Annotated in this window: 23 protein-coding genes and 1 riboswitch; of the genes, 7 read left to right on the top strand and 16 right to left on the bottom strand. The window is 47.7% G+C overall.

Translation table 11 applies throughout. From position 1 onward, the window contains the following. Positions 1-68: 68 nt before the first annotated feature. Positions 69-323: a hypothetical protein gene (locus tag J6600_RS05955; RefSeq protein WP_014417440.1), complete on the bottom strand. Its 255-nt coding sequence runs from the start codon at positions 321-323 to the stop codon at positions 69-71. Positions 324-443: 120 nt separating this feature from the next. On the opposite strand from J6600_RS05955, the gene J6600_RS05950 reads away from it, so the two are divergent. After that, the gene (locus J6600_RS05950) at positions 444-2,729 is read left to right on the top strand and encodes an ATP-dependent helicase (protein ID WP_209388104.1); all 2,286 of its coding nucleotides are present in this window, start codon (positions 444-446) and stop codon (positions 2,727-2,729) included. A gap of 68 nt (positions 2,730-2,797) precedes the next feature. On the opposite strand, the gene spoVIF is transcribed toward J6600_RS05950, so the two are convergent. The 4 genes from spoVIF to J6600_RS05930 form a co-directional block, all read right to left on the bottom strand. Then, positions 2,798-3,052: a sporulation-specific transcription regulator SpoVIF gene (spoVIF, locus tag J6600_RS05945; RefSeq protein WP_003154986.1), complete on the bottom strand. Its 255-nt coding sequence runs from the start codon at positions 3,050-3,052 to the stop codon at positions 2,798-2,800. 166 nt (positions 3,053-3,218) lie between these two features. After that, positions 3,219-3,380: a YjcZ family sporulation protein gene (locus tag J6600_RS05940; protein WP_007610678.1), complete on the bottom strand. Its 162-nt coding sequence runs from the start codon at positions 3,378-3,380 to the stop codon at positions 3,219-3,221. Positions 3,381-3,471: 91 nt separating this feature from the next. Continuing rightward, positions 3,472-3,669 (bottom strand): hypothetical protein, encoded by a 198-nt coding sequence (locus J6600_RS05935; RefSeq protein WP_012117306.1) that lies wholly within the window; start codon positions 3,667-3,669, stop codon positions 3,472-3,474. Positions 3,670-3,955: 286 nt separating this feature from the next. Continuing rightward, the gene (locus J6600_RS05930) at positions 3,956-4,312 is read right to left on the bottom strand and encodes a DUF1360 domain-containing protein (RefSeq protein WP_014417437.1); all 357 of its coding nucleotides are present in this window, start codon (positions 4,310-4,312) and stop codon (positions 3,956-3,958) included. Positions 4,313-4,482: 170 nt separating this feature from the next. On the opposite strand from J6600_RS05930, the gene J6600_RS05925 reads away from it, so the two are divergent. From J6600_RS05925 to cotZ, 5 genes are all read left to right on the top strand, one after another. Then, positions 4,483-4,869, top strand: coding sequence for a spore coat protein (locus J6600_RS05925; protein ID WP_022553545.1), 387 nt, complete (start codon positions 4,483-4,485; stop codon positions 4,867-4,869). A gap of 37 nt (positions 4,870-4,906) precedes the next feature. Further along, entirely contained in the window at positions 4,907-5,221 is a 315-nt protein-coding gene (locus J6600_RS05920; RefSeq protein WP_014417435.1) for a hypothetical protein, read from the top strand. 92 nt (positions 5,222-5,313) lie between these two features. Further along, positions 5,314-5,814, top strand: a complete 501-nt coding sequence (gene cotX / locus J6600_RS05915) for a spore coat protein CotX (RefSeq protein ID WP_014417434.1) — start codon at positions 5,314-5,316, stop codon at positions 5,812-5,814. 150 nt (positions 5,815-5,964) lie between these two features. Then, positions 5,965-6,447 carry a CotY/CotZ family spore coat protein gene (locus J6600_RS05910; RefSeq protein ID WP_003154995.1) on the top strand — a complete coding sequence of 161 codons (483 nt, stop codon included), beginning with the start codon at positions 5,965-5,967 and terminating at the stop codon, positions 6,445-6,447. A 145-nt stretch (positions 6,448-6,592) separates the two neighbouring features. Beyond that, positions 6,593-7,036: a spore coat protein CotZ gene (gene cotZ / locus J6600_RS05905; RefSeq protein ID WP_003154997.1), complete on the top strand. Its 444-nt coding sequence runs from the start codon at positions 6,593-6,595 to the stop codon at positions 7,034-7,036. Between the two features lie 56 nt (positions 7,037-7,092). Here cotZ and J6600_RS05900 read toward each other — a convergent pair whose 3' ends face one another. From J6600_RS05900 to J6600_RS05855, 10 genes are all read right to left on the bottom strand, one after another. After that, on the bottom strand, positions 7,093-7,701 hold the full coding sequence (locus J6600_RS05900) for a CotO family spore coat protein (protein ID WP_280879240.1): 609 nt from the start codon (positions 7,699-7,701) through the stop codon (positions 7,093-7,095). A 97-nt stretch (positions 7,702-7,798) separates the two neighbouring features. Continuing rightward, positions 7,799-8,575 (bottom strand): enoyl-ACP reductase FabI, encoded by a 777-nt coding sequence (gene fabI, locus J6600_RS05895; RefSeq protein WP_003155001.1) that lies wholly within the window; start codon positions 8,573-8,575, stop codon positions 7,799-7,801. 130 nt (positions 8,576-8,705) lie between these two features. Beyond that, complete coding sequence (thiD, locus tag J6600_RS05890) at positions 8,706-9,518, bottom strand: bifunctional hydroxymethylpyrimidine kinase/phosphomethylpyrimidine kinase (RefSeq protein ID WP_014417432.1); 813 nt, start codon at positions 9,516-9,518, stop codon at positions 8,706-8,708. Positions 9,519-9,540: 22 nt separating this feature from the next. After that, the gene (gene thiF / locus J6600_RS05885; protein ID WP_209388102.1) at positions 9,541-10,551 is read right to left on the bottom strand and encodes a thiazole biosynthesis adenylyltransferase ThiF; all 1,011 of its coding nucleotides are present in this window, start codon (positions 10,549-10,551) and stop codon (positions 9,541-9,543) included. Further along, positions 10,548-11,318 carry a thiazole synthase gene (thiG, locus tag J6600_RS05880; protein ID WP_007610655.1) on the bottom strand — a complete coding sequence of 257 codons (771 nt, stop codon included), beginning with the start codon at positions 11,316-11,318 and terminating at the stop codon, positions 10,548-10,550. The genes thiF and thiG overlap by 4 nt, the downstream gene beginning before the upstream one ends. After that, positions 11,315-11,518, bottom strand: a complete 204-nt coding sequence (thiS, locus tag J6600_RS05875) for a sulfur carrier protein ThiS (protein ID WP_007409096.1) — start codon at positions 11,516-11,518, stop codon at positions 11,315-11,317. Before thiS ends, thiG begins: the two co-directional genes overlap by 4 nt. Further along, positions 11,515-12,624 carry a glycine oxidase ThiO gene (gene thiO, locus J6600_RS05870; protein ID WP_209388101.1) on the bottom strand — a complete coding sequence of 370 codons (1,110 nt, stop codon included), beginning with the start codon at positions 12,622-12,624 and terminating at the stop codon, positions 11,515-11,517. Before thiO ends, thiS begins: the two co-directional genes overlap by 4 nt. Next, a complete protein-coding gene (gene tenI, locus J6600_RS05865; RefSeq protein WP_012117296.1) occupies positions 12,608-13,225 on the bottom strand; it encodes a thiazole tautomerase TenI in 618 nt (205 codons plus the stop codon). The genes thiO and tenI overlap by 17 nt, the downstream gene beginning before the upstream one ends. Next, the gene (gene tenA, locus J6600_RS05860; protein WP_015417218.1) at positions 13,203-13,910 is read right to left on the bottom strand and encodes a thiaminase II; all 708 of its coding nucleotides are present in this window, start codon (positions 13,908-13,910) and stop codon (positions 13,203-13,205) included. The genes tenI and tenA overlap by 23 nt, the downstream gene beginning before the upstream one ends. 87 nt (positions 13,911-13,997) lie before the next feature. Continuing rightward, positions 13,998-14,106: riboswitch (TPP riboswitch) on the bottom strand. A 53-nt stretch (positions 14,107-14,159) separates the two neighbouring features. Further along, positions 14,160-16,004, bottom strand: coding sequence for a monovalent cation:proton antiporter family protein (locus J6600_RS05855; protein ID WP_029973137.1), 1,845 nt, complete (start codon positions 16,002-16,004; stop codon positions 14,160-14,162). 227 nt (positions 16,005-16,231) lie between these two features. On the opposite strand from J6600_RS05855, the gene prpE reads away from it, so the two are divergent. Beyond that, entirely contained in the window at positions 16,232-16,981 is a 750-nt protein-coding gene (gene prpE / locus J6600_RS05850) for a bis(5'-nucleosyl)-tetraphosphatase PrpE (protein WP_209388100.1), read from the top strand. Positions 16,982-17,013: 32 nt separating this feature from the next. Here the strand turns inward: prpE and J6600_RS05845 are convergent, their stop codons facing one another. Next, positions 17,014-17,907 (bottom strand): RluA family pseudouridine synthase, encoded by an 894-nt coding sequence (locus J6600_RS05845; protein WP_209388099.1) that lies wholly within the window; start codon positions 17,905-17,907, stop codon positions 17,014-17,016. Between the last annotated feature and the right edge of the window lies 1 nt (position 17,908).

Genomic DNA, 17,908 nt, shown 5'->3' with positions numbered 1-17,908 from the left:
ATTGGATCATTCCTTTCCGCATCTTTCATATATACGACTCAAAAAAACCCGGATATATCCGGGCTTTTTCACACGTATTGATTTATTAACCGGCCTTTTCCCATGATTTGCGGCAGACGGGAAAGAGAGCGCTTACGTTTTTCCTCAAGTACTTTCTTTTCTGCGGCTGCGGTGTTTTCCTGGCGGCGTTCCACCTCTCTGTACACCCTGTCATTGGCGAGGGCGGCTGCTTTCGTAATGCCGGCGTAATCAGGCTTATAACCCGCTGCCCGGTTTGCGTATTGAGAATACTGCTGGTTTTGAATCCGTCCCGCATAAATCATATGTACCCCTCCCCTTCGCTTTTCATTTCCCTTAATCTTACTTTTTGAAACGCGGTTCTTTTGTTATGATATTCTTTGTCTATCAAATGGATGAACACCTTTTAATGGGAGGACCCCTTTTTGAAATGCGCCCGACTGAGTAACCGAACGATACATTTACATAAATATTCTAGAGAACATTACCAATTCCTTTTTGAAGAAGCTCAGAAAGGAAATATTTTTTGCGCACATTGTGAGCATCCCGTCTTGATGCGGCTTTCGATTTTAGAGCAGCCGGCATTTTATCACCGGCAAAAGGGAGACTTCACCGCCTGTGAAAAAGCATGCGCGGCCGAGGAACCGCAAGCGGAGAAAGAAAAAGAAGAGTATAAGGAAGCCGGCATGTTCCGCCTGCCGAAAGGAAAAGCGATTTCAGAGAATCAGAAACCGATCGTCTCAGAATGGAAAAGCCCGAAAAAAGTGCCTGCGGCCGAACCGTTTTCACCAACATCAGAGGCGGCTGACATATCTTTGTTCCCCGGCATCGGCCTGAACCGTGAACAGATGAAGGCAGTTACTGAAACGGACGGGCCTTTGTTAGTGCTTGCCGGAGCGGGAAGCGGAAAAACAAGGGTGCTGACAGCACGCGCCGCCCATATGATTGAACACCTCGGCATTTCACCTGAGAATATGCTGCTTGTGACCTTTACGACAAAAGCCGTCGCCGAAATGAAAGAGCGAATGGCAAATGAGTACGGTCTGGCAGCCGGAAAAGTCTCCCGTCTCGTGACCGGAACATTCCACAGCTTTTTCTATAAAATACTCTATCATTATGATTCTTCAAAATGGAACGGCAGCCAGCTTTTAAAAATGGAGTGGCAAAAAGAGCAATATGTGAAAAAGGCGCTCTATGAAGAAAATTTGGATGAAAAAGAGTTTCCCGTCGACCAGGCGCTTCAGCTTATCGGCTGCTGGAAAAACACGTATCTCCCCCATGAGACCATTCCGCTTGCGGACGACTGGGAGAAAAAAGTGTACAGGCTCTACGAACATTACGAACGGCAAAAGCGGGAAAAACGGCAATTTGATTTTGATGACATGGCCCAAGGCTGTTATGAACTGTTTCAAAGCCGGCCTGATATTCTCGCACAGTACCAAAACAGATTTTCTCATATTTTGATTGATGAGTTTCAAGATATCAATCCTGTCCAGTACAACATTATGCAAATGATCGCAAGCCCTGAGAATAACCTGTGCTGCGTGGGTGATGACGACCAATCCATTTATGCATTCCGCGGCAGCAGCCCGTCTTTCATTTTAGATTTTCAAAAGGATTATCCGGCAGCAAAGACCATTTATTTAACGGCAAATTACCGATCGCCGCATCCGATCGTCTCAAGCGCTCATGCCGTCGTAAAGAAAAATAAAAAACGGTATGAAAAAACACTTTCTGCCGTCAAAGACGGCGTTCACAATCCCGTGCTGTTTTATCCTTACGATGAAGAAGAAGAAGCGACCATGATCGTTTCGGATATGAAAGAGAAAATTCAAAACGGGGCGAGTCCTGACGATTTTGCCGTGCTTTACCGGACAAACAGCGCCGGACGGGCCATTTATGAAAGACTGCACCAATCATCGATTCCTTATCATGCCGACAGGGGTGTGCAGACGTTCTACAGCCGCAGAATCGTACGCCAGATCCTCGCCTACTTATATGCGAGTCAGAATGAAGATGATCCGGATGCGGTGAAAGACCTGCTGCCCGCCTTATTTTTAAAGCAATCCGCCCTGCAAACGTTAAAGGCGCTGTCAATCACGGAAGATTGCACGATGATTAAGGCACTGACGAAACTGCCTGACCTGAAGCCTTTTCAAATAGGGAAGATCAAGCAGATCGTTCCGTTTTTCGCAAGCATCCGGACAATGAAGCCGGTTGAAGCCATCACCTTTGCAGAAAGCAAAATGGGTTTTTCCGAGTATTTAAAAAAACGGGGCAATGAGGGGAACAAACTGGAAAAAGGCTCTGATGATCTCAGGGATGTCAAAGTGGCCGCCAAAAAATTCAAAACGATTCCCGATTTTCTTGCGCATGTCGATCATATGCGCGCCGCTGAGAATCTGAAAACCGATGAAAACGGCGTCGAACTGCTGACCATTCACCGCTCTAAAGGTCTTGAATTCAATACGGTCTATATTTTAGGCGCGGCTGACGGCTCGATCCCCCATGACTTCGCGCTTGAGACGGCGAGACAGGGCGATCCCGCTCCGCTCGAAGAAGAAAGACGGCTTCTGTATGTCGCAATGACAAGGGCCATGCAGCATTTATATGTATCTTGTCCCGCGTACAGGCGGGGAAAAACAGCGCGCAGCTCAAGATTTCTCGAGCCCCTTCTTCGGACGGACAGACGGAGCGCACTCAGGATATAAAGAACCCGGCAGATCGCTGCCGGGTTCTTCTCACATAAAAAGGCCTTTTTAGCAAGGCCGGCTGATGCCTATTTATTGTTCAGCATTTTAGAAATGGTGCCAAAATCAAGTTTCTCTTTACCGCTTGTAATAGATTGAACGATTTTGTCTTCCAATTCTTTCGGAACACGCTTGTTAGCCAGCTGGGACACCTTCTGAATGACGCCTCTCACCGTGTTTTCATCTTTGAAATTGGCATTTTGCAATGATCCTGCAAGGTTCATGACATCCTTCATGCTGACGCCTGTTTTCTTCTCAATATTTTTGAAAAATTGATTATCCATGGTGTGCCTCCTTTTGTGGAGTAATACGATATTGTATGAATAAAGAGCGGAACATGTGCCCGTAAGACAAGGAAAAAATTCCAAGTGCCCCGTCTCTATACTCCTTCATACATCAGGGAAGCACGGGACTGAACGGTCCCGCGCTTATCCAAGGTCTTGCTAAGGTTTAGCCAAAAAAGGATGCACCGACAATGATCAGAAGGATGAACAATACGACAACAAGAACAAATGTTGAGCCGTATCCGCCTCCGACATAGCCGCCTCCGTATCCGCCGCAGCCGCCATAACCGCCGTAGCCGCCGCCGAATCCGCCATATCCGAATCCCATATCTAAGCACCTCCTTTACTCTCTATACTCTATGTGAGCCGACTTGTTTGGCTTGGATAAATGCATAGGGCCGGTGCGGATTTCATTCATTTTAGTGAGAATGCTCATTTTTCTTCAGTTTTGCTTCTGTTTCGGCGGCAAACACATCTATCCATTCCTCAAAGCGCGATCCCGCTTCATCAAACTCAGACAGCTGTTTTTCAATAGATAAGATATATTTGTCATGCTCCCGCTGGTTTTGATTGTGCCGGCGGTATTTACCGTTTATGAATGATTCAAATATATTCATAACATCCCCTCCTTCTATGATCTATGCCGAACAGAGGCCGGCGTTCGGCAAAAAACAAAAAAACCGGAAGTTCCGGTTTTTTAGAAAACGGCTATTTCGGTTTTTTCTTTTGGCCGCAGCCGCAGCCTTTTTTCTTAATTTTTTTTTCGTAAGGCTGATGCACAGTTGACTTGTATGGAGAATGTTGGGAAGGTTTGCTTGATTGATTCATGGTGATCCTTCCTTTCCTTATGTCATATATGCCAGTTTATGCCGAAAGTGACGGTAAGTTGCTGGTGGAACCGCCTTATTCCTGCAGAAGACGAGAAACCGCAGCTTCAATGATCCCGGCCGCGCCGGCGATGGCTAACAGCAAAATCAGCCATTGCGCAGCCTCGGGTACCACAATCTGGGCCGCAATTAAAAAGGCGGCGCACCACACGCCCGTACACCAGTAGCAGCTGAGAAGTTCACCGATAAATGCCCTGATGCCTTTTCCTTTTATGACAATGTAGGTTTCTGTCGTGCCGTCTGGTGCGGTTTCTGTTTTTTCCTCGTGAAAAAGGCTCCGAAGCGGCGCCATAATGGTGTCAAATACGAAAAGCCTGGCCAGCCGGAAAACGGCAAACGATAACAGAATAAATGAAAGCCAATTGATAACCACCTGTTCACTCCTTTTCAAAACTTGACCTCTTTATACATATGCGAAAACCCTGATCTTCATGAATCGCACCTTGTCCGATAAAAAAATAGGTGCGATTTAGTTGTTTTTCTTATTCCGCTCGGCGTTTCATTTGCATTATATAAAGTATGAATGAGAAAGGAGTGAAGGTTATGTCGTTTGAAGAAAAAGTCGAAACACTGCAGCCGCAAATATTCGAACAATTATCCAACGAATTCGAGCAGAAGATCGAAGTGATTGATTGCGAAAATGTCACAATAGATACAACACTTATAACGGCCGCTCTTTCAATACAAGCTTCAGTTACTGCGGCGATTATCCTTGCGACACAGCTCGCGATCGCAGATGAAGACACAGCCGACCAAATGGCAACCGAACTGCTGATCCTCGATGATTGCCAAATAAAAAAGCGAACCCTCATTCAAGTCATTAACAGCCGCAATGTCAAAATCACACTGACTGCAGACGATATCATGGCCTTTGTACAAACTTTGTTTCAATTATTAAATATACTTTTTGCTGAACTAGACATCCTTTAACCTTTCTTTTCAAATATTTAAATAGAGGTGAGAACAAATGGCAGATAACGAAAAATTAAAAAAAGAACTCGAAAGTCTACCAGAAGTGGATCCGCTTTTAAAAGTGCTTGTCAGCAATGTCTTCAAAAAACACGGCGTGACAAAGGATAAAATGCGGGATATCCCTGATGAAGAAAAAGAAATGCTGATCGCATTAGTCAAAGACATGCAGGCGAAATCAGAAGCTTTTCTTGAAAGCCAGAAACAGAAAAAAGAGCAGGAAAAAGCGCAAGAACAGCAGACAAATCCGCAAACCCGCAGAGAACAATTAATCGAACAGCTCCGGCAAAGACGTCAAAATCCCGGTCAATAACTAAAAAATAGTGATTTTTATCAGGATAGATGCCTGAGTCAAAGTAAGGGGCCGGCTCATTTAATATTAGTAAAAGAAAAGGAGGAATAGATATGGAAAGCAGACCATACTCTTGGGTTGCACTTGATCCTGAATGCGAACATCCGCGAGAAGAAAAAGAAGAAAAAGAAGGCAGAAGATGCAGTGTTTGCTGTAACGGAAACGGATTCGGCGAAGATAATGCCTTCATCGACCAGGACCTGGCTCAAGCGAATCTCAACAAACAAGTTTCTGAAGAAGCGATTATTATCAGAGACTCTTGTGATATTAACGTAACGTCAACAGACGTTCAGGCAGTCGCTTCAGTCATGACAGCTCTTAATGCAGCAGTCGTAACGGCCACTCTCACTTCAATCGCTGACGGAGTCATCGCTGAATTGGTCGCACAAGACTTATTGCAGCTAACAGCTAACAAACAAATCAACCGTCAAAAACTGCTCATCGAAAACTCCCGCGGCGTAAACGTGACAACAGTAGATGCCGATATCGCAGTGTTGATCTCAACAGCGACAAATACACTGGTTGCCATCTTAGTCATCACCCTGATCCTCTAAAAAGAAAAAGCAGAGCTAAAAATGCTCTGCTTTTTCTTATTTTCTCCGCATATGATGAATATATAGACGTTCACCCACACCAAGTGAGGCTCGCGTACATATGTTGTTAAAGACAAAAGTCAAATACCCTAAAAGAAGGAGCTGAAATCCATGAGCTGCGGAAAACACCATGGCCGAGATGAAAGTTGTGTATGCGATGCAGTCGAGAAGATTTTAGCAGAACAAGAGGCTGTTGAAGAACAATGCCCGACTGGATGCTATACCAATCTGTTAAGCCCGACGGTTACCGGTAAAGATACCATCCCGTTTCTCTTGTTTGATAAAAAAGGCGGTTTGTTCTCCACATTCGGGAACGTCGGAGGATTTGCGGATGACAGCCAGTGCTTCGAGTCTATTTTCTTCCGGGCAGAAAGAGTTTGTGATTGCTGCGCAACGCTTTCAGTATTGCGCCCCGTAGATGTGCACGGCGACACCCTCAGCGTCTGCCATCCTTGTGACCCGGATTTCTTCGGTTTAGAAAAAACAGATTTTTGCATTGAAGTTGATCTGAGCTGCTTCAGCGCCATTCAATGCCTTTCACCGGAGCTTGTTGACCGGCCTGAGCCGCACAAAGAGAAAAAGCATCACGGATAGTCATTGATTCGCATCTTTCCTAAAGAAGAATCCCCTTCCAACCTTCTATTACAGATGCAATCATCAGCCCGCCCGGACTTCCGGGCGGCTGACTCTCCGATATCGTTTAATCCGGTATATAAAACGTGAAGTCAGGAGGGATATTATGAGCAAGCATACAACATACTGTGTGCGTGAAGCGGTAGAAAATATTGAAGACCTGCAAAATGCGGTTGAGGAAGATTGCCCGGCCGGATGCTATTCCAACCTTTTATCGCCGGGTTTTTCATTAGGCGATACAGTGCCGTTTGTGCTTTTCACTTCTAAATCATCACCGTTTACCGCATTCGGAAATGTCGGCGAGCTGGATAACGGTCCGTGTTTTAACACCGTTTTTTTCAGAGTTGAAAGGGTCTGTGACGGCTGTGCCACATTAAGCCTGCTTATTGCTTTTGACGAGCATAAGCACATTCTTGATTTTACAGATAAAGACTCTCTCTGCGATGTATTCCGTTTAGAAAAAACGAACTATTGCGTTGAAGTCGATCTCCATAGCTTCTGCGCCATCAATTGCCTGAACCCGAGACTGATCAACCGCACACATTCTTAAATCAAAAAGCATAAAAATAAGCTGCCGGATTAAAGTTCAGGCAGCTTTTTGTATGGTTAAAATCCAAGCGGATGCAGCGAGGTAATATCGTCTATCGCGAGTTCTGCCGGCGCTCCGTTGCTTGTCGTCCGCAGGAAGATCGCATTATTTTTTCTGCCGACGATTACGCCTCTGTAGGTTTTCCCGTTGGCTTCTATCAGACAAAGGGTCCGCGGCATATTATGCGGCAGCTTCGTTAAGAAATCAATTTTTTCAAGAATGGACATTCTGCTCATCGGCTTTTTCACGCGCTTTGGCGGAACCTTTTCCTCTGGGGCGGCATTGTGAACCGCTTCAGGCTCTTTTTCAGCGGTATCAGGCTCTTTTTTAGCGGCGTCAGGCTTGGCAGTGTCCTGCTCCGCTTGCGCCGGAACTTCTTGAACGGCTTCTTCTGCGCGGCTGTGCTGTTCAGGCACTTGCTTTTCTGGTTCGACAGCCACTGCTCCTTCAGGCTGAGTTTTACATTCTTCCTCCCGCTTTTCATGCATCGGCTCTTCTTCCGGCTGCTGAGGCGCTTTCCTTTTTTTGATTAATATGTCCTGCATTGATGATTGCGTGTCTGAATAATCCGCCTGAACAATATACATGAGCGGTTTTTTTTCCGCGTTTCTGTTTTGTTTTGACATCTTCATCCCTCCGATTCTGTCATGTTTTATTTATATGACGGAATGATTAAAATCAGAAGAAAGAAAAAAGCAATCCCTGAAAGGGACTGCTTGTTATTTAACGAGCGGTAATATGGAATCCTGAATCAACGTGAAGATTTTCGCCCGTGATGCCTCTTGACAGGTCACTGAACAAGAATGCAGCCGTGTCGCCCACTTCTTCAGGTGTTGTCGTGCGGCGCAGCGGCGCGCGCTCTTCAATTTCTTTCAGGATAGAGTTGAAATCACTGATTCCTTTTGCAGACAGCGTACGGATCGGTCCTGCTGAAATGCTGTTGACGCGGATGTTTTCTTTTCCTAAGTCAGCGGCTAAATATCTGACGCTCGCATCAAGAGACGCTTTTGCCACACCCATTACGTTATAGTTTGAAACGACGCGCTCTCCGCCGAGGTAAGTGAGTGTAACGATGCTTCCGCCTTCAGTCATAATCGGACGCGCCGCTTTTGCGACCGCTGTCAGAGAGTAAGAACTGATGTTATGCGCAAGCAGGAATCCTTCGCGGTTCGTATTTAAATATTCGCCGACAAGCTCTTCTTTGTTTGCGAACGCGATGCAGTGCGCGATGCCGTGAATCACGCCGACCTGCTCTTTAATGCTCGCAAAGCAAGTTTCGATCTCAGCGTCATTTGTCACATCACACGGAAGGATGATGGAATCATTTCTTTCTAATGTAGCCGCAAGGTCATGAACTGATTTTTCCAAGCGCTCTCCCGCGTAAGTGAAAATGAGGCGCGCTCCGGCTTCATGCAGCGAACGGGCGATTCCCCATGCGATACTGCGTTTATTGGCAACGCCCATCACAACGATGTTGCGGCCTTCAAGTGAGAAATTCATATGTATAAAGCCTCCTGTAATCGTCTTAAAGACATAGTTTTAGTACCTGATCTTAATTTTTATCATATCATAACCTTGTCCAGATTGAAAGCATGGGAAAAAGACCGCGGATGTTGAAGCGGTCTCTTTTTTATCTCGTCTGCAGACTGTTCCTTTTAAAGGCAAAATGATTGGTCGGGCCGTGTCCCTCTCCGATGCCGAGCGTATGTTCCACGGCTTCCCGCACAAAATTGACGGCTGTCTCAAACGCGGTCTGAATGTTTTTCCCCTTTGCCGTTTCCGCCGTCAGCGCGGCTGCGAACGTGCAGCCTGTTCCGTGGGTGTGTTTGGTGTCAATATAAGCGTGGCTGATTTGGGTAAAAGACGAACCGTCAAATAATAAATCAACGATTCTCCCCTGTTCAGGCTGATGTCCGCCTTTTATGATGACATGCTTTGCACCAAGCTTGCAAAGGCATTCGGCCGCTTTTTTCCGGTCCTCAAACGTTCGGATTTCCATTCCCGTCAATACCTCAGCTTCCGGAACATTCGGCGTCACCGCATAGCTGCGCGGAATTAACAGCTCTTTTAACGCGGCCTGAGATTCCTCACGCAGCAGGGAAGCGCCTCCTTTGGCAATCATGACGGGGTCGGTGATGACATGATCAAGCCCGTACTGATCCGTTTTTTCCGCAATTTCCGCAATCATTTCCGCGCTCCACAGCATTCCCGTTTTTACAGCGTCAGGCCGCAAATCTTCCGCCACCGCGTCAATCTGGCTGCCCAGCGCTTCCCGGGTGAGCGGATAAATGCCGTGAACGCCCAAAGTGTTCTGGGCGGTTACCGCTGTAATGGCTGACATCCCGAAAACGCCGAGCTCCTGAAAGGTTTTGAGATCCGCCTGTATACCGGCACCGCCTCCTGAATCTGATCCGGCAATCGTCAATGCTTTGCATATGCTCATGATGTTTTTCTCTCCTTTCGCATTATCCGATCCATTTATGATAAAAGGATTTCGCCCTGCTGATATCACTTGTGCCGTGTATTAATGCTCTGCCGTCACGAAACAGTACCATCTTGAAATTGTCTGTGCAAAACGAAATCAAATACGGGTTGGCTGAAACATCAAGCCCTGTCCGTCTGAGCTGTCCCGCAAGTTTTTGCAGATCAAACTGTTCGGAGATCCCCGTTCTGATCTGCACCGTGTTCCGCCCACACAGAACCGCCGCTTTTGTCTGATTTTCATAGGATAAAAACGGATAATCGTTTGTGCCGCAGCTTGGGCAATCAGCCGACTTAAGACGGGCGACGTTTATTTCTGACCGTTCATTTTTCCATAAATCAAAGGAACGGAGAACATGCTCGATAGATCCGCCCGTTAACAGCTTCAGCGCATCTGCTGCCTGAAAAACGGCCGTCTGCAATACAGCCGGGCTGATGATTCCCGCCGTATCGCATGTCATACCGCCTAAAGGCAATGTCTCAAGCAGACAGTGAAGGCACGGCGTGACACCGGGAATGACGGTAAAAGAGAGCCCGTAGCTGCCGACACAGGCGCCGTACAGAAAGGGAATCCCTTTCTGCACAGCCGCATCATTCACAATCAGCCTCGTTTCAAAGTTGTCGGCGGCATCCACGATTAGAGAGGCGTCACGAATCAATCCGGGTGCGTTTTCCGCAGTGACATCCATGACAAATCCCTCGACCTCTACATCACTATTTATAGATCGAAGCCGTTTTTCAGCCGCCGCGGCTTTCGGCATTTCCTGTCTGACATCGTCTTCGGTATAAAGCTGCTGGCGCTGGAGATTACTCCACTCCACATAATCTCTGTCAGCGATCGTTACCTTCCCGACTCCTGCTCTGACAAGCATCTCCGCACTTGCCGTCCCAAGCGCACCCGCGCCGATAATCACGGCATGAGACGACCGGAGCTTCTCTTGGCCGGAGGGACCGATCGGCTGAAACAGCTCCTGTCTGGAATATCTGTCCGTCATACCGGAAGACCGTCTCGCGGACTGCTTGCAGTTCCGTAATCTTTCACCGGAATTCTCCCGGCTTCATAAGAAAGGCGGCCCGCTTCTACGGCAAGCTTCATCGCCCTGGCCATCTTGACCGGATCATCAGCGCCTGACACAGCGGTATTTAACAGCACGCCGTCAGCCCCGAGCTCCATCGCGTAGGCGGCGTCTTTTGAAGATCCGACGCCGGCATCGACAATGACCGGCACCTTCGCCTGTTCAATGATAAAGGAAAGATTCAGCGGATTTAAAATTCCCTGACCGGAACCGATCGGAGAAGCGCCCGGCATAATGGCATGCACTCCGAGCTCCTCAAGACGTCTTGCGAGCACGACATCGTCTGACGTATACGGAAGCACGATAAATCCCTCTTCGAGCAGCTGTTCTGATGCTTTCAGCGTTTCAACCGGATCAGGCAAAAGTGACCGGCTGCATCCGATGACTTCTACTTTTATCATGTCACAAAGCCCTGAAGCTTTGGCAAGCCTTGCGATTCGGACCGCCTCTTCAGCCGTTGCGGCACCGGCCGTATTCGGCAGAAGCGTGTATTTAGACAAATCAAGCTGTTCGAGAAAGTTAGGCTGAGACTCTTCAAAGATGTTCATCCGCCGCACCGCAAAGGTTAAAATATCTGATTCCGAGACAGCCACCGCCTCTTTCTGAATCTCAAAACTCGGATATTTTCCCGTTCCTAACAGCAATCTTGACTGAAACTGTTTTCCGCCTATTGTTAACATCCTCATCCGCCTCCTACAAAATGGACAATTTCTATGACATCGCGGTCACACAAACTTGTATTTTCATAATTCTTTTTTTCAATGATTTCTTTATTTCTCTCCACAACTACGATTCTTTGATCAAGCTGGTACGATTCAAGCAAATCCTGAACCGTCCCCTCATTTCGATTCCAATCAATTTGTTTTCCGTTCAGCTGAAGGATCATATATGAACAGCCTCCTTGCGATCAATTCGAAACGCTTCTTCCCATTCCTGTTTAATCTGTCTTTCCAGGATCATATCCCGCACCATTTCAGCCGTTGCCGGCGCCAACAGGATGCCGTTCCGAAAATGGCCGGCGGCGAAGATGATGCCGCTGTCTTCAGGATGCCGCCCGATAAACGGCTTTCCGTCTCTTGTTCCCGGCCTGAGTCCCGCCCAAAACCGGTCTATTTTCATATGTTCGATGGCGGGAAGCATTGTTTTCGCTTTTGCAATGACGGCCTCAATTCCTCCGATGTCAGGCGTATCGCTCCAGTCGCCCTGTTTCATCGTGGCGCCGATGACAAGCCGGCCGCTTTTTCTCGGGACGACATAACAATGATCATGGTAAAGGGTTTTGGTCAGCGGGGTATCGTCATTCCACACGGAAAGGCATTCTCCCTTCACAGGAAAAAAAGGCTGTCCCAAGCCGAGCTGGCTGAAAAACCGGCCGCTCCATACACCGCTTGCAACTGCGACTTTGTCAGCATAGACATCCCCGCCGGATGTTGTGATGCAATATTCTCCGTTCACCCGTTTTACGGAGGTGACTTGTGTATGCTCATATATGTCAGCGCCATAGCGCCGCGCTCCTTTTGCATACGCTTTGCAGACATAGTACGGTTCGACATGGACATCGTCTTTTATAAAACTTGCGCCGAGAATGTCTTTTGAAGCGTAAGGCTCTTTTTCAAGGGCATCTTCCGCTGAAAGCCAGGTGACGGAAGGCAGATCATCCATCTTCCGTAGACGGGCGATATCTTCTTCGGTATACGCCAGTTTAAGCATTCCGCCGTTATGGCGCCTGATGTCAATGCCGCAAGCTTCCTCAAGCTCTTGCCCCGCCGCTTCATACAGCCTTTGACTGTGCATGGCAAAATCAAAAAACGCATCCCGGTTTTCACATTCCGCATGAGCGCCCAGCATTCCCGCGGCAGCGCTTGTCGTTTTTCGGCCGACTTCTCCGGCTTCAAACAAGACAACGTTCTGCTGCGTCTTCACCAGCTCATAAGAAATGGCGCACCCGATAATTCCGCCGCCGATCACCGCCGTATCATAGTGCTTCTTCATAATCGGCCTCCCTTACCGCGCGTGCATACCGTTTTGCCGCCTCCTCAGGATTTTCAGCTGAGAATATACCTGACATGACGGCAATTCCGTCCGGTTTCGCCTGCTTTGTGTGTCCGATCGTCTGCAGTGTCATTCCGCCAATTGCGATGACGGGGATGGAAAGCGTGCGTTTGATCTCTGAAAGCAGGCTGATGCCTCTTGCTTCAAGTCCTTGTTTACATTCGGTTTCAAATACATGGCCGAACACCACATAATCCGCATCTTCCTTTTCAGCTTGGATGGCTTCTTTCAGCGAATGAACCGAACGTCCGATATGAAGATGGGGAAATCTGCTTCGCACCTGCTTTACGGAAAAGCTGCGGGACGGAAGCTGAACACGGTGTATGTTGGCAAAAAGCGCGATATCCGCCCTGTCATTGATAATCAATTTGTCCTTATCCGCACCGCCCTTTTTCAAAAGGGACAAAAGCTGCATGATCTCTCCCGCTGTTTTATCCCGCTCACGGATATGGATAAAGCTTACTTCGCGCTGAATCGAAAGAATATCCTCGGCAAGCTCGGCAACGGGTTTGCGATTATCAGTTACCGCGTGCAGCTCCAAAAGATTCCACCTCTTTTCCGCCCTTCTCGGACCAGCCTTCTTTTTGATAGGCCATTCCCCAAAATTGATATTCATAATAGCTTGAAATCACAAAATTCTCTTTCATTTTCGCGCGGATGTCCTCTGTGCTGTTTTCAGCAATCTCGTCGAAACGGCTGATTTGTTCTTCGACTTGCTGTCTGAACCAGTCTCCGCCATATGTACCGATCCATTTTTCATAAATCGGATGCTCCGGTTTGCACTCTTTTAAGTGTTCGCCGACTTCATAATAAAGCCAATAACAGGGCAGAAGCGCAGCTAATATTTCTCCAAAATTGCCGCTCATCACCGATCTGTACATATGAGACGTATAAGAATAGGCGGTCGGTGCCGGTTTAAATGCCGCACGCTCTTCTTCCGTAATCCCTAAAAGCTCCGTAAACTCGCGGTGCAGCGCCATTTCCGCTTCATATGTCCCTTGAGCGTGGCCCGCCATCCTGCCCGTCGTAAACAAGTCTTCGGCATATGCGGCGCCGAACGCCTGAACTTTTGCAAAATGCGTCAAATAGTAGGAATCTTGCAGCACGTAATAGCTGAAACGGTCTATCGGCAGGCTTCCGTCACCGATTCCCGTTACAAACGGATGAACAAAACTTCCGTCCCACCATTCGGCAGCCGCCTGTCTGCATTCTTCAGAAAATGTCATCATGTCTTCCCCCCTGATAAAATAAAAAAACCACTTTCCCGCATCGGAAAAGTGGTTTGGAATTTAAATGGATAAAAGGAACCCCCAAAAAATACCGCTCCACTTCCCTACGCAGGTCTGAACCTGTTCAAGTTATGAGGGTCTAAAAGTCTCACTTTTATCTCAGCCCTTATGAAGGACACCCCTAGTGGTCATACGATTAATGATTTAATTGTTATGCCTTCTATATTATCACGAATTGCAATTTGGTCAAGCTTCAAGGATTTTTCTCAGTTCCGACACGTAGTTGCGCGAGCCCGTGACGATGAGGCGGTCTCCTGTTTTCAGCCGCGTGTCTCCGTGCGGAACGATGCTGTCCACACCTCTGAAAATCCGGACGAAAATCACATCGCCCATCAGCGGAAATTCCCGCAGAATGATGCCGTTATACGCCGGGTTTTCCAGATTGATCTGATATAACGAAGACTCCTCATTCGTCAGGAGGCTCATCACGCCCGGCGCCTCAATTAATGCGCGCAAGAGCGTCTTTGTAGACAGAAGGATAGAAAAAATACTGATGCCCTCTTCTTTCAGTTTTGTTTCATGCTCAACCGAGCCGACGCTTGCGATGATACGCTCAGTCCCTTTCTCTTTCGCTATTAAGGCGATTTCGGCGTTCACATCTTCATTTCCCGTCGCCACGACAAGAATATCCGTTTTGAAAATACCGTGCGACTCAAGCGTACCGGGCTCGTAATCAGAAATCGTGTCAACCGAAAAAACCGATTCCGCAAGCGTTTCCCCGGCATTTTCCTGATACACATGGACGACCCGTACTTCATATTCCTCCTCAGGCAATTCCAGCGTAACCGGAAGTGTCATTTGGTTGGCGCCGATAAATGTAATGCGCTTTTTTTCCTGCGGCGCGCTTTGCCGTTTGTATAATTTCTTAAAGCCGATCGGCGTGATGATGCTGGCAATAACCGCAACTAAAGTCAGCGCGCCGGACATATTGGCGCTGATAATGTGGAGCCTTTCTCCGATCGTAGCCGCCGCGATAACAAGCGACAGCGTGGACGTCAGCAAAAAGCCCGAAGCAAACACGGTTCTTTTGTCATACCATTTCTTTAAATAAAACACCGGGAACATTTTGCTGATAAACAGCGCAAGCAGAAGCAGCGGAATCATCGTTACTGTTTTCGGATCTTGGAAAAGTGTCCAAATGTCCAATTTCACCCCGACCATGACGAAAAAGATCGGAATTAAAAACCCGTAGCCGAATGAATCCAGCTGTTCCACCATTTCTTTATTCGGAGACAGAAGCGATACCAGAACGCCTGCCAAAAACGCGCCGAGAATATTTTCCGCCCCGAGAGATTCCGATAAAGCGACAAGCACGATAATCAGTGTGAAAATGGCCCGCGTGCCGATCTGCACGGTGCCTTTAGACATCGACTGCACAAATGAACGGTGTTTAAAGATCCTGCCGAAGAAATACAGCACGACCCCCGCGGCAAAAAGAATCAACAGAAGCCACATATTTCCGCTGTCTTCTCCGTAAAGAGAAGAGAAAAAAGCGAGCAGAATCATCGTAGCCAAGTCCGCGATAACGGCGACAAGCAGGATGATCTGGCCGATATTGGAGTTCATGATCCGTTCTTCCTTTAAAGTCGGGACCACCACGCCGAGTGATATCGTCGAAATAATAAGCGTCATTAAAAATGCGTTTTGTATAAAACCGGCTAATACAAAAGCATAGGACAGCAGCAATGATAAAATAAAGATGCCGAAAAAGATAATCAGTGCGGCAGAAAACGTGTTGGGCGCTTCCTTGCCATTCGGAAGGAATTGTTTTTTCTTCCCTTTCTCAAATGAAGAAAAATCAATTTCCAAGCCGCTTAAAAACATTAAAAAGATAAAGCCGAGAACAGACAGCGTCTCCAGCCACGTGTCTCCCTGAACGACAAGATTCAGGCCGCTTTTTCCGATAATAAGCCCCATGATGATCTCCGCGACGACGACGGGGATGCTGAGCTTAAACCGATGTAAAAGGAGCGGCGTCAAAAAAGCGACGATCAGAACGACGACTAAAGATGCGACTGATGTGTGTTCCATTCGTAAATACCTCCTTAAAACAAGGGTTATAAAAGCCCGCTTAAAGCGGGCGAAACCTTACTTTTTTTTAAAAACATAACGCATATTCTAACAAGGCTGAACGCGAAAAAAAAGTGATAAGGCTTTATTTCTTTAATTCTTTTTTAATTTGTGCAAAAACAGCGTAATTAGGTATAGGAATTAGCCCCATAATAAATAAAAAACCGTTAATAAGGAGGCTGACACGAATGGCTTATGACATCATCAGCGATATACACGGATGTTATGACGAAATGATCGCGTTAATGCAAAAGCTCGGATATGAAGTGAAAGACGGAACGCCCGTTCATTCTGAAGGCAGGACGCTTGTCTTTGCGGGGGATTTAACGGACAGAGGCCCAAAATCCGTAGAAGTGATGCGTTTTGTGGCAAAAGCATATGAAAAAGGAGCCGTCCGTTATGTCCCGGGAAATCATTGCAACAAACTGTATCGTTACTTAAAAGGAAACCCCGTAAAAGTGATGCACGGACTGGAAACGACGGCAGCCGAACTGAAAGAGCTGTCTCCCGCCGACAGAACGGAAGTCTCCAGACAATTCATCCGATTATATGAGTCAGCGCCGCTTTATGACATTTTACATAATGGCGATCTCGTTGTCGCCCACGCCGGCATAAAAGCTGACGATATCGGTAAATACTCGCGTAAGGTAAAAGAATTTGTTCTGTACGGCGATATCACGGGTGAAACGTATCCCGACGGCAGACCCGTCAGAAGAGACTGGGCCGCCGCTTACGAAGGCAAGGCATGGATTGTTTACGGCCATACCCCGGTAAAACGCCCCCGGATCGTCAACCGTACGATCAACATTGATACAGGCTGCGTCTTCGGCAATCAACTGACAGGCTTTCGCTTTCCGGAGCATGAAACCGTCTCTGTGGAAAGCTCAATGCCGTATGATGCTTCACGATTTCGCGAGGATCACAGCAGGCAGGCATGAAAAAAGCCCGAAACCGGCACACGGTTCGGGCTTTACATGTGTTCAATTAATGTTCTCATATCGTCAGGCACCGGAGCGTGAAAAACGAGCGTTTCTCCGGTCATGGGGTGTACGAATGAAAGCCGCTCACTGTGAAGAGCCTGCCGCGCAATTCCCTCATTTTTTCCGCCGTACAGTGTATCACCGACTAACGGATGGCCGAGGTAGCTCATGTGCACCCGGATTTGATGCGTCCGCCCCGTTTCCAGCCGCAGGGCTGCAAGCGTAAACGCATGTCCCGCTTTTTCCGTTTGAAAATGCGTCACCGCTCGTTGTCCCTCCGGCGTTACCATCCGCTCAATAATACTGTCGTGTTTTCTTCCGATGGGCGCGTCCACCGTTCCTTCCTTCTGCGGCATGATGCCGTGTACGACAGCGAGATACCGCCTGCTGACAAGCCCCTTCTTCTGCGCTGCTGACAAAAGAGAATGGGAAAGCCGATGTTTGGCGATCAGCATCGCCCCCGATGTATCCCTGTCAAGGCGGGTGACAAGATGAACCGTTGATTGCACGCCGCTTTTTCGGTAGTGGCTGATCACTCCGTTAGCGATGCTCTCCGACGGATGTTCTCTTGATGGAATTGAGGAGACATACGGCTGTTTATTGACCACAAGCACATGGTCATCTTCATAAAGAATATCAAGCGGAACCGGCTCAGGCAAAAGCGTTTCACTCACATGCTCCTTCGGAAATTCAATCTTAAGCACGTCTCCGTCCGCTAACACGGTGCGGACGGTTACATGCTCTCCGTTCACAAGCAGGTCTCCCCCGCCGAATTTAATGTCAGCGAGTAGCCGCTTTGAAATGCCGAGCTGCGCCGTATATTCTTTTACCGTCATGCCGGCTTCCCGGGCAGTCATGTTCTTTTGGATAAAAAAGTTGTCCAAT

It is taken from the genome of Bacillus sp. LJBV19, assembly GCF_017797845.1.
Lineage (GTDB): Bacteria > Bacillota > Bacilli > Bacillales > Bacillaceae > Bacillus > Bacillus velezensis.
This window is presented reverse-complemented; position numbering and strand designations above follow the sequence as displayed.